The organism is Streptomyces sp. NPDC006393 (assembly GCF_040628575.1).
Lineage (GTDB): Bacteria > Actinomycetota > Actinomycetes > Streptomycetales > Streptomycetaceae > Streptomyces.
Genome location: NZ_JBEXZD010000171.1, coordinates 1 through 11335 on the forward strand (window position 1 = coordinate 1; position 11335 = coordinate 11335).

The 11335-nt window shown below is 70.9% G+C and carries 12 protein-coding genes; 5 read left to right on the forward strand and 7 right to left on the reverse strand.

Features of this window, described 5'->3' with window-relative positions; all coding sequences use genetic code 11:
• On the forward strand, nt 1-961 hold a 961-nt coding region (locus ABZ484_RS37125; RefSeq protein ID WP_358870365.1), incomplete at its 5' end, for an AAA family ATPase.
• A 130-nt stretch (nt 962-1091) separates the two neighbouring features.
• Here ABZ484_RS37125 and ABZ484_RS37130 read toward each other — a convergent pair.
• Entirely contained in the window at nt 1092-1730 is a 639-nt protein-coding gene (locus tag ABZ484_RS37130) for an HAD family acid phosphatase (protein WP_358870366.1), read from the reverse strand.
• 447 nt (nt 1731-2177) lie between these two features.
• On the opposite strand from ABZ484_RS37130, the gene ABZ484_RS37135 reads away from it, so the two are divergent.
• Nucleotides 2178-2759 (forward strand): M23 family metallopeptidase, encoded by a 582-nt coding sequence (locus ABZ484_RS37135; protein ID WP_358870367.1) that lies wholly within the window; start codon nt 2178-2180, stop codon nt 2757-2759.
• Between the two features lie 164 nt (nt 2760-2923).
• Here ABZ484_RS37135 and ABZ484_RS37140 read toward each other — a convergent pair whose 3' ends face one another.
• The gene (locus ABZ484_RS37140; protein ID WP_358870368.1) at nt 2924-3520 is read right to left on the reverse strand and encodes a TetR/AcrR family transcriptional regulator; all 597 of its coding nucleotides are present in this window, start codon (nt 3518-3520) and stop codon (nt 2924-2926) included.
• Between the two features lie 151 nt (nt 3521-3671).
• Between ABZ484_RS37140 and ABZ484_RS37145 the strand changes: the two genes are divergently transcribed.
• The 3 genes from ABZ484_RS37145 (at nt 3672) to ABZ484_RS37155 (ending at nt 6393) form a co-directional block, all read left to right on the forward strand.
• A complete protein-coding gene (locus ABZ484_RS37145; RefSeq protein WP_358870369.1) occupies nt 3672-5273 on the forward strand; it encodes an MDR family MFS transporter in 1602 nt (533 codons plus the stop codon).
• Nucleotides 5274-5464: 191 nt separating this feature from the next.
• Nucleotides 5465-5890, forward strand: a complete 426-nt coding sequence (locus ABZ484_RS37150) for a helix-turn-helix transcriptional regulator (RefSeq protein ID WP_358870374.1) — start codon at nt 5465-5467, stop codon at nt 5888-5890.
• A gap of 56 nt (nt 5891-5946) precedes the next feature.
• The gene (locus ABZ484_RS37155) at nt 5947-6393 is read left to right on the forward strand and encodes a VOC family protein (protein WP_358870370.1); all 447 of its coding nucleotides are present in this window, start codon (nt 5947-5949) and stop codon (nt 6391-6393) included.
• Nucleotides 6394-6440: 47 nt separating this feature from the next.
• On the opposite strand, the gene cseC is transcribed toward ABZ484_RS37155, so the two are convergent.
• From cseC to ABZ484_RS37180, 5 genes are all read right to left on the reverse strand, one after another.
• Nucleotides 6441-7808, reverse strand: coding sequence for a two-component system sensor histidine kinase CseC (gene cseC / locus ABZ484_RS37160; protein WP_358870371.1), 1368 nt, complete (start codon nt 7806-7808; stop codon nt 6441-6443).
• Between the two features lie 10 nt (nt 7809-7818).
• Entirely contained in the window at nt 7819-8520 is a 702-nt protein-coding gene (gene cseB, locus ABZ484_RS37165; protein ID WP_358870372.1) for a two-component system response regulator CseB, read from the reverse strand.
• Between the two features lie 146 nt (nt 8521-8666).
• Entirely contained in the window at nt 8667-9275 is a 609-nt protein-coding gene (locus ABZ484_RS37170) for a hypothetical protein (protein WP_358870373.1), read from the reverse strand.
• 128 nt (nt 9276-9403) lie between these two features.
• Nucleotides 9404-9943, reverse strand: a complete 540-nt coding sequence (locus ABZ484_RS37175; RefSeq protein ID WP_030177423.1) for a SigE family RNA polymerase sigma factor — start codon at nt 9941-9943, stop codon at nt 9404-9406.
• Between the two features lie 335 nt (nt 9944-10278).
• Nucleotides 10279-11142 (reverse strand): A/G-specific adenine glycosylase, encoded by an 864-nt coding sequence (locus ABZ484_RS37180; protein ID WP_358870375.1) that lies wholly within the window; start codon nt 11140-11142, stop codon nt 10279-10281.
• Nucleotides 11143-11335 lie beyond the last annotated feature (193 nt).

An 11335-nucleotide genomic window follows, 5' to 3' on the forward strand; every position in this document is an offset into this window, starting at 1 on the left:
GGCGCTGTCGAAGGCGATCCGCCGTACGCGTGCGGGTCTGAAGGACCCCAAGCGCCCCGGTGGCTCGTTCATCTTCGCCGGCCCGTCCGGTGTCGGTAAGACCGAGCTGTCCAAGGCGCTCGCGGAGTTCCTCTTCGGCGACGAGGACGCGCTGATCTCCCTCGACATGTCGGAGTTCAGCGAGAAGCACACGGTCTCCCGTCTCTTCGGTTCGCCCCCCGGCTACGTGGGCTACGAGGAGGGCGGCCAGCTGACCGAGAAGGTGCGCCGCAAGCCGTTCTCCGTCGTCCTGTTCGACGAGGTGGAGAAGGCCCACCCGGACATCTTCAACTCGCTGCTGCAGATCCTGGAGGACGGCCGCCTGACCGACTCCCAGGGCCGGGTCGTGGACTTCAAGAACACGGTCATCATCATGACGACCAACCTCGGCACCCGGGACATCTCCAAGGGCTTCAACCTGGGCTTCGCGGCCTCGGGTGACACGAAGACCAACTACGAGCGCATGAAGAACAAGGTCCAGGACGAGCTCAAGCAGCACTTCCGGCCCGAGTTCCTCAACCGCGTCGACGACGTGGTGGTCTTCCCGCAGCTGACGCAGGCGGACATCCTGCGGATCGTCGACCTGATGATCAGCAAGGTGGACGAGCGTCTGAAGGACCGGGACATGGGCATCGAGCTCTCCCAGTCCGCCAAGGAGCTGCTGTCCAAGAAGGGCTACGACCCCGTTCTGGGCGCCCGGCCGCTGCGCCGGACGATCCAGCGCGAGATCGAGGACTCGCTGTCGGAGAAGATCCTCTTCGGCGAGCTGCGCCCCGGTCACATCGTGGTCGTCGACACGGAGGGCGAGGGCGACAGCCAGACCTTCACCTTCCGCGGCGAGGAGAAGTCGGCCCTGCCGGACGTCCCGCCGATCGAGCAGGCGGCCGGCGGAGCCGGCCCGAACCTGAGCAAGGACGCGTAGGCGCCGCGCTCGGCCCGAACCGGAAGGGGGCTGCCCCGGGACCTCGGTCCCGGGGCAGCCCCCTTTTCGCTGCGCTCCCCCAGGTCTTCGCCGTGCTCCTTCAGGAGGCGTGTGCTCAGGAGGCGTGTCCTCAGGAGAGCTGACCGTCGTAGTCCGGCAGCTTGAAGGTCTTCTCGGCGTGGCCGCCGGTCAGGTCGGTGGGACTGTTGCCGATGTTGGCGATGATCGTGTAGCCCCGGGACTCGATGGCGGCGCGCTGGGCGGTCTTGTAGTCGGCGACGTCCTTGAACAGGTCGAGCAGGCCGCGGACGGAGAGGCCGTCGACGTCGTAGCCGTCGTGTTCGAGGTTGTACTCGGTGGGTGCCTTGATGATGCCCGGGCGGGCGGTGACGAAGAAGAGCGAGACACCGTGCTCCTGGGCGTACCGGGCCACCGCCAGCACCGGCTTGTTGGCGGGCTGGGGCCAGCTGAAGCCGAAGTCGGTCTCCAGGGCCGTGTTGTCCACGTCGAGCACGATGGCCTGCTTCTCGCCCGGCGCGCCGCCCGATATGCGCTGCCGCAGATACGGCAGGGCCTGGTCCATCACGGCCTGGCAGTCCCGCTGCCAGGTGGCGTAGTCGACCTTCGTGGCGGTGGCGGTGGCGGTGGCGGTGGTGGCGGCCGGGCGCTGGGGCGCGGCCTGTGCGCTCACGGGGGCGGCCAGTGCCGTGGCGGCGGTGGTGGCGGCGGCGGTCATGCCGATGCGGCGCGTCCAGGTGCCTGTGGTCATGAGGGTCCTCTCGCGTCCGTAACCCAGCTCTTTGTTGTGAGCATGCCCATTCTGGGTGGCGGGAGGGGAACGGCATGATTACTGGACGGTAACCGCGCTGAGACGGGGGCCACATGAGGCCGGTCACAGGGAAGTGGGCCCTGAGGGCGCCTGCCGGTGACATGGGGCACAGGCGCTTTGTCCGGTACTACGGGACATAGTGGGGGACGGGCTCCAATAAACCGGACATTCAGCCTCCAAAAATGCCCCTACATGGTGTCTTAACAGGTGTTTTGTCCCAAATGGGAGGGGTGTCAAGAGATGTGGGTCACTGGGGGTTATTACTACATTGCATCGTAGTGAGGGTGTTTGAGGGCGGGTGGCCGGGCGGGTTACCAAGGTGGTGTCCGCCCGGCAGAGGCACGAGCCTCCGGGTGGTTCTCATGTCCCCCACACCCTGAGGTTTCGATGTTCCTGCGCGCCACGTCCCGTTCCGCCCGTGCGACCAAGCTCCGTACCCGCGCCGCCGTCCTGGCCGCCGGCCTGGGAGTCTCGGCCGTCGCGGGTGCGGGAGTAGCGTCCGCCGCCGAGACCGCGGCGGCCCCCACCGCCACCGTCGCCAAGTCGGCCGCCGCCTGGGTCGACCCGGTGAAGCACTACACCCTGAGCGCCAGCTTCAACCAGGGCGGCAGCCACTGGGCGCACAAGCACAGCGGCCAGGACTTCGCCGTGCCGATCGGCACCGAGGTCGTCGCCGCGCACGGCGGCACCGTCGTCAAGGCCGGCCCCTGGGGTGGCGGCGACGGCCCCGCCTACGGCAACGCCATCGTCATCAAGCACGCCGACGGCCAGTACTCGCAGTACGCGCACCTCTCGCGCATCGACGTGAAGGTCGGCCAGGTCGTCGCCACCGGTCAGCACATAGCCCTGTCCGGCAACACCGGCAACAGCACCGGCCCGCACCTGCACTTCGAGATCCGTACGACCCCGAACTACGGTTCCGCGGTCAACCCGGTCGCCTTCCTGCGCGCCCACGGCGTGAAGGTCTGAGCGAAGGCCTGGACGAGGGCCTGACCCGAGGCCCGAGGCCCGGCGCGAAGGCCGCGGCCGGACCGGCCGATCGGCCGACGCCCACCCGCACGCACCGCCGCCCCGCTGAAACCAGCGGGGCGGCGGTGCGCTGTCCTGTGCCGGGCGTGTGCCGTTGCGGGTCGTCAGTGCCCGTGCGTCCTCCGGTGGGCCTGCGTCACCAGGTCGATGGCGACCTCGAGGACGGCCTTGCGCCGCTCCTCCGGGTCGCTCTCCATGTCCTGCATGACGAACATCCCCGCGTGCAGCGTGAACAGGGCGCTGACGCAGCGGACCTGGTCGGTCAGGCTCGACTCCGGGTCGATGATGATGTCCCGCAGACCGGTCATCCGGTTCTTGAAGGTGTCGCCGATGCGCAGTTCCCGGACCGTCGCCTGGTTCTCCTGCATGAAACGGAACAGCGGTGCCGCGCCGTCGAGCGCGTCGCTGTAGCGGCGGATGATCTCCCGCTTGGTCTCCAGGGTGTGCGGCTGCTGCCGGCCCCACTCGATCAGGTCCTGGATCGGCTGCGTCAGATCCTCGAAGAGGCTGACGATGATCTCTTCCTTGGTCTTGAAGTGGTAGTAGAGCGCGGCCTTCGTCACGTCCAGCCGCTCGGCGATCTCGCGCAGCGAGGTCTTCTCGTACCCCTGCTCGGCGAAGAGTTCCAGCGCCACGTCCTGGATGCGCTGGCGGGTGTTTCCGCGGCGCTGCTGCTTCGTGCCGTCCATCGTGCCGCCCATCCTTCGAACTCCTCGCGCTCCCTGACACTACCTGCCGGCCGGTCGGCGGAAACTTACTTGACGCCCGGCTAGTAAACCTCTACCTTCCAGAGTGTAGTAACTTGCCGGGCGGCAAGTAAGTAGCAGAAGGGTAGCTGGGGGAACAGGAACCATGGCGGACGCACCGATATCCGAGACGGAGACCGGCCCAGCCGGCAAACAACCCAAGAGTGTGCGGGTCGTCCTGCTCGCGCTCATGATCGCGATGATGCTCGCGATGCTCGACAACATGATCGTGGGCACCGCGATGCCGACGATCGTGGGCGAGCTCGGGGGCCTCCAGCACCTGTCCTGGGTGGTGACCGCCTACACGCTGGCGACCGCCGCCGCCACGCCGCTGTGGGGCAAGCTCGGCGACATGTACGGGCGCAAGGGCGCCTTCATGACGTCGATCGTGATCTTCCTGGCCGGCTCCGCGCTGAGCGGCATGGCGCAGAACATGGGCGAGCTGATCGGCTTCCGCGCCATTCAGGGCCTTGGCGCGGGCGGTCTGATGGTCGGCGTGATGGCCATCATCGGCGACCTGATCCCGCCCCGGGAGCGCGGCAAGTACCAGGGCATGATGGCCGGCGTCATGGCGCTGGCGATGATCGGCGGCCCGCTGGTCGGCGGCACCATCACCGACAACTGGGGCTGGCGCTGGGCCTTCTACATCAACCTGCCGCTCGGCGCGGTGGCACTCGTGGCGGTCAGCGCCGTACTGCACCTGCCGAAGAAGCGCGCGCAGGCCCGGGTCGACTACCTGGGCGCCGGCCTGCTGACCCTGGGCATCAGCTCCATCGTGCTCGTCACCACCTGGGGCGGCACGGAGTACGCCTGGACGTCCGCCCGGATCATGGAGCTCATCGCGATCGGCGTGGCCGCGCTGGTCGGATTCGTCTTCTGGCAGACCAGGGCCGCCGAGCCGATCGTGCCGCTGCACATCTTCCGCAGCCTCAACTTCAGCCTGATGTCGCTGATCGGCTTCATCACCGGCTTCGTGATGTTCGGCGCGGTGCTGTTCCTGCCGCTGTACCAGCAGTCCGTGCAGGGCGCCTCCGCGACCAACTCGGGCCTGCTGCTCCTGCCGATGCTGGGCGCGATGCTGGTCGTGTCGATGATCGCGGGCCGGGTCACCACCAACAGCGGCCGGTACAAGGTCTTCCCGATCGTCGGCAGCGTGCTGATGGTCACCGGCCTGTACCTGCTGTCCCTGATGGACACCGACACCACCCGCCTCACCTCCGGCCTCTACATGGCCGTCCTCGGCGCGGGCATGGGCTGCCTGATGCAGATCACCATGCTGGTCGCGCAGAACAGCGTGCAGATGAAGGACATGGGCGTGGCCTCCTCGTCCACCACCCTGTTCCGTACGCTCGGCTCGTCCTTCGGCGTGGCGATCATGGGCGCGCTGTTCAACCACCGGGTCCAGGACGTCATGTCCGAGCGGGCCGGCGCGCTGGGCTCGAAGATCACGGAGCAGTCCGCGCAGCTGGACGCCAAGCACCTGGAGATGCTGCCCGCGGCGGCGCGGGAGGCCTACCAGCACGCGGTGTCCGCCGGTACGCACTCGGCGTTCCTGCTGGGCGCCGTGGTCGGCATCGTCGCCCTGGTGGCCGCGGTGTTCGTCAAGGAGGTGCCGCTGAAGGGCGCGGGACCGGCCAAGGCCAAGCCCGAGGGCGAGGACGCCGCGAGCGACGCGGCGGCCCCCGCGGGCGTCGCGGAAGCCGTCTGAGCCTCCGCGGACATCCCCTGCACGAAGGCCCCCGGCGCACGCCGGGGGCCTTCCCCGTACGGTCCACAGGCTCCCCGGGGGCTTCCCGGCACGCCTCGCGGGCCCGCTCCCTGAAGCTCCGCGTCACCGCTCACGGGCCGTTGTCAGTGCCCCGTGCCACCATCGGCCGTATGGATGCGGTGGCGGGCAGGATGCGGCAGCTGCGCCTGGCCAAGGACGCCATGGACCGGGACTGGGCGGACCCGGACCTCGACCTGGACACGGTGGCGGCCCACGCCGGCTACTCGCGCTACCACTTCATCCGGGCCTTCAAGGAGACGTACGGCGAGACGCCCCGCCAGTACCTCACCCACCGCCGCATCGAGCGGGCCACAGACCTGCTGCGCACCGCGAACCTGACGGTGACCGAGATCTGCCACCTGGTCGGCTTCAGCAGCCTGGGCACGTTCTCGTCCCGCTTCAAGGCGCGGACCGGACTCACCCCGAGCGAGTACCGCGCCCGGCACGTCGGCCGCGGCGCCGCCCTCATCCCCGGCTGCTACGCCATGCTCTGGGCCGGCGGATTCCGCTCCGGCACGGACGCGGAGCAAGAGAGCAATTCCCGAGAAGCGGGCTGAGGGCCGCCCTGCCTACCGTGGCAGCGCAACAGCATCCCGCAACCCCCGGAGACGCCATGATCAAGGGCATCGCCATCACCACCGTCTGGGTCCTCGACCAGGACCGCGCCAAGGAGTTCTACACCCAGAAGCTCGGCCTGGAGGTCCGCACCGACATGACCATGGGGGAGGGCGGCGCGCGCTGGCTCACCGTCGGCTCCCCGGACCAGCCCGACGTCGAGCTGACCCTCATGGTGCCCGGGCCGCCCGCGATGGACCCCGAGTCCGCCGAGATGGTCAAGAAGCTGGTCGCCAAGGGTGCCCTCGGCGCCGGCGTCCTGACCACCGACGACATCCACGGCGACTACAAGAAGCTCAAGGACCGCGGGGTGGAGTTCCTCCAGGAGCCGCAGGAGCGCCCCTACGGCACCGAGGCCCTCTTCCGCGACGACTCCGGCAACTGGTTCTCCTTCACCCAGCGGCGCGAGGGAGACCTGGACATGGACAAGGACTGGGCCTGCTAGGGCCTGTCCGGCTTGCTGAACGGCCCTGGGGCGGGGACTAGCGGGGACTACCCCTGCTGGGGCACCTGCTGCGGCAGCATCGGGTAGCTGCCCGTGTTCGTCGGGGCGTGCTCCGGCAGCCACAGGACCGCGACCGCGCCCTCGGCCGGAATGTGCTCGGGGGCGCCCGCGGGCCGTACGTTGCGGAACGTCAGGCGCGCCCCCAGTACCCGGGCCTGGCCGGCGGCGATGGTCAGGCCCAGGCCGTGGCCGCGCCCCGCGCGGTCCGCGCTGCCGGTGCGGAACCGGCTGGGACCCTCCGCCAGCAGCGCCTCCGGAAAGCCCGGTCCGTGGTCGCGCACCCGGATGACCCGGCCCTCCACGGTCACCTCGATCGGCGGCCTGCCGTGCCGGGCGGCGTTGGCGAGCAGGTTGAACAGCACCCGCTCCAGGCGCCGCGGGTCCGTCGTGACCTCCGACTCGTGCACCACCCGCACCTCGACGTCCGGGTCCTTCGCCGCCACCCGCCGGGCTACGAACTCGCCGAGCACGATGTCCTGGAGCTCGGCCCGCTCCGAGGCGCCGTCCAGCCGGGCGACCTCCAGCACGTCCTCCACCAGCGTGCGCATGGCCTTCGCCCGGTCCAGGACCAGTTCGGTGGGCCGGCCCGGCGGCAGCAGCTCGGCCGCCGTCAGCAGCCCGGTCACCGGGGTGCGCAGCTCGTGCGCGATGTCCGCGGTGACCCGCCGCTCCGCCTCCAGCCGCTGCTGAAGCGCGTCCGCCATGGCGTCCACGGCGCGCGCGAGATCGTCGGTCTCGTCCCGTACGACCCCGCCGATGGCGTCCCGGACCCGTACGTCCGGCTCGCCCTTGGCCACCTGGTTCGCGGCGGCCGCCGCCTTGCGCAGCCGGCGCGAGAGCTGGCCGCCGATGAGCACCCCCAGTGCGCTGCCACCCAGCACGACCGCGATGGAGCCGATCACCAGCGCCTGGTCGAGGTCCTTGAGGATGTCCGTGCTGCGGTCGGTGAAGTGCGTGTGCAGGGAGAGCACGTGCCCGCCCTTGATCGGCATGGCCGCCCAGATGTCCGGCACGCCGCCCGGGTGGTCGGTGACGAACGTGGCCCGCCGGCCGTCCTCGACCTTCTCCCGCAGCGCGGCGGGCAGCGTCGGATCGTCGATCTTGAAGGTGGCGGGGGCCGGCCGCCGGCCCGGGCGGTCGTACAGACTCTGCGCGAACTGGAGCCGCTGGTCGGCCAGGTCGCGGGCGTTGTCCAGCATCGACACCCGGGCGGCGTTGTGCACCACCAGGCTGAGCGCGATCGCCACCAGCGCGCCGACCAGCGCGATGGCCGCGCTGAGCTTCCACCTCAGCCCGGTACGGATGTCCGCCTGCTCCAGGCGCCCCGGGAGCAGGCGCCGCGTGTTCCCCCGCATGACGCCCCGCTCAGGCCTTCAGCTTGTAGCCGAAGCCACGGACCGTCTCGATGCGGTCCTGGCCGATCTTCGCGCGCAGCCGCTGCACATGGACGTCGACGACCCGGGTGTCACCGCCCCAGCCGTAGTCCCACACGCGCTCCAGGAGCTTGTCCCGGGACAGGACCGTGCCCGGCGCGGCGGAGAACTCGAGCAGCAGCCGCATCTCGGTGGGGGTGAGCGCCACCGGCTGCCCGGCCCGGCGCACCTCCATCCCCTCGGTGTCCACCTCGAGATCGCCGAAGGTCAGCATCCCGCCGTCCACCGCGGAGGAGCCGGCCTCGGCGCGGTCGCCGCCCGCGTGCCCGAAGCGGCGCAGCACCGCGCGGATCCGGGCGACCAGGACGGCGCCGTCGAACGGCTTGGTCACATAGTCGTCCGCGCCGGCCTCCAGGCCCAGTACGACGTCGATGGAGTCCGCCCGCGCCGACAGCATGATCACCGGCACCGTCGACTCGTCGCGGATGCGGCGGCACAGGCTGACGCCGTCCAGGCCGGGGACCATGACGTCCAGCAGCGCGATGTCGGGCCGCCTCGACCGGAACGCCTCCAGGCCCGACAGGCCGTCGGGCATGGCGGTGACCGCGAAGCCGTCCCGCTCCAGGGCGAGCTGTGTGGCCTCGCGGATGACGTCGTCGTCCTCGACGAACAGGACGTGGGTCTGCTCTGCCATCCCGGTTGCTCTCAGTCCTTGTGTGCTTCGGAGGGTGCGCCCACTGTGTGGACGTGGCCGGTGCGTGATGCGTTCACTCGCGAGGGGTTCGCGGGCGGACCGGACCGCCGGAGGCGACCGGTTCACGCCACCGGAATTGTCTCGCGTCAGTTGTCGGGGGCCGGAACGGGCGACGCGGCCCCTCCGACGGCCTTGCTGTACTCGTTGCGCGTGCTGAACTCCTTGGCGAACGCGCTCCCGGTCCAGCGGTAGGTGATCACATCCTCGCCGGAGGGGTTCGACACCGGGTCGTCCTTCTCGTACACCTGCTTGGTCACCACGAGGTCGCCGCGGTCGATCTCGGCGTAGACCGGCGGCTCCTCGGCCCGGAAGACGTCCTCGTAGCCGTCGCCGCGCTCGCGGTACACATACGAGCCCACGCCCACCGCTTCTTCGCAGGTCAGCACGTTGACGACGATATCGTCGACCGAGCCGCCGGTCAGCTTGCCGTACGCCACGTCGACGGGGTACTGGTCGCCCGCGCACGGCTTGAGGCCGCGCTTGACGGCGGCCGAGACCTTCGGGTCGTCCTTGACGAGCCGGACCGGGTCCACCGGCCGGGGGGTGTCGGCGGGGCTCGCGGAGGGGCTGGGCGAGGGGGCGCCGGCCACCGAGCTGGCGTCGGCCGGCCCCTCGTCGCGGGCGCCGGTGCCGCCCGTGCCGCAGGCGGACACCAGAAGGCCGAGGGCGGCGAGCACGGCCACCGCCGCGATCACCGCCTGGAAGGTCCCCCTTGCCGGGGCGGGCTCAAGACCGGGACCCGTCCCGTCGCCAGGGCAGGAACCCGCCCCGGCGCTCGGGCCGGCATCAGCCCCGCCGCTCGGATCGACCTCGGCCGCACCGCTCAGGCCGCGCAACGCTCCCGCTCCTCACGCTCCAGCGCGCGTGCGTCCAGATCGCGGGCCTCCAGCTCCTCGCGGAGCCGGGCGAGCGCCCGGTGCAGCGTGCTCTTGACCGTTCCCGCGGACATGCCGAGGGCGGCGGCCGTCTCCTCCGTGGACATCTGCTCCCAGTGTCGCAGCACCACGACACTGCGCTGCTTCGGAGCGAGAACTTTCATGATGTCCATGAGGAGCGCGCGGTCGGCGTGCTGCTCGGTGGAGTCCTCGACGCTGGCGTCCGGAAGCTGCTCGGTGGGAACCTCCTCCAGCTTCCGGGCCCGCCACCACTCCGTACGCGTGTTGATCATGACCCGGCGCAGATAGGCGTCCGCGAGCCGCTTGTCGGCGATGCCCTCCCAGCGGCCGTACGTCCGCACGAGCGCGGTCTGGAGCAGGTCCTGGGCGTCGACGGGGTCCGGCACCAGCCGGCGGGCGCTGCGCAGCAGCGCGTCCTGCCGGGTGCGCACATACTCCTCGAACTCGAGCACCTCACCCTGCGCCATGATCAACCGCCTCCGATCCCCGTTTTCCGACCCGCCTGCTGTCGGATCCCACGCTGTGTGCGGGCCGGCTGTGGTCGGCAGCCGCCCGGCGCCCGTCGGGCACGCAACTGAAGGTACGGAGGGGTTGTCACGGCGTTGTCCGAAGCAGCCTGCGGCTAGCCCTCGGCTGTGCGTCGGTTGTGTAACGGAGGCGGGAGCGGGGTAAAGAGGTGCTCTGATTGGTCCTGATGTGGGGCGATTTGAACCCTTGGGTGGCGCGCGGATGTGTGACACGGACGCCCGCGATGCCCCCGAAGACGCCACCGCCGTCACCAAGTTCGGGCGGTGACGTGGCGTCAGGTCAGCGGCAGCCGGTACAGGCCGCCCGGCAGCGGCTCCACCAGACCGTCCGCGACGAGCCCGTCCAGGGCCCGGCCTCGCTGGACCGGCTCGTGCCACACCCGGTCCAGCACCGCCTGCGGCACCGCCGTATGAGCCTCCCGCAGCACGGCGAGCAGCTTGCCGCGCACCTGCCGGTCGGTGCCGGCGTACGTCTGGCCCCGGCGCGGCGGACCCTCGTGCTCCGGCTTGCCCGCCAGCCGCCACGCGCAGTGCCCGGCGATCGGGCAGCGGTCGCACGACTCGTTCTTCGCCGTGCACACCAGCGCGCCGAGCTCCATGGAGGCGGCGGCCCAACGGGCCGCGGTCCGCTCGTCCTCCGGCAGCAGGGTGCGGGCCAGGCGCCGTTCGGCGGCGGTGGTGGCGTTCGGCGGGTACTGCACGCCGGTGACCGCGCGGGCCAGGACCCGGCGGACGTTGGTGTCCAGCACGGCGTGCCGCTGCCCGTAGGCGAAGGACGCGACCGCCGCGGCCGTGTATTCGCCGATGCCGGGCAGGGCGAGCAGCTGTGCGTGCTCGGTGGGTACGTCGCCGCCGTGCCGTTCCGTTATGGCGACCGCGGCGCCGTGCAGGCGCAGGGCGCGGCGCGGATAGCCGAGCCGGCCCCAGGCGCGGACGGCCTCGCCCGGCGCCTCCTTGGCGAGGTCGGCGGGGCGCGGCCAGCGTTCGAGCCACTGTTCGTAGACGGGCAGGACGCGGTTGACCGGCGTCTGCTGGAGCATGAACTCGCTGACCATCACCCCCCAGGCACCGGCGTCGGCGCGCCGCCAGGGCAGGTCGCGGGCGTTGGCGTCGAACCAGGTGATGACGTGGGTGTGCAGGGTCGCGCCGTGCGAGGAGCCGGACGTACCGGACGTACCGGACGTGCCGGACGCCGCGGCGGAGACATCGCCGGTGGTGGCGTGGGGGGGGGGGGGGGCGGCGGCGGGGGGGGGGGGGCGGGCCGCGGGCCCCCCCCCCCGCCCCCCGCCGCTCGCCCCCCCCACCCCCCACCCGCCCCGAACACCACACAAC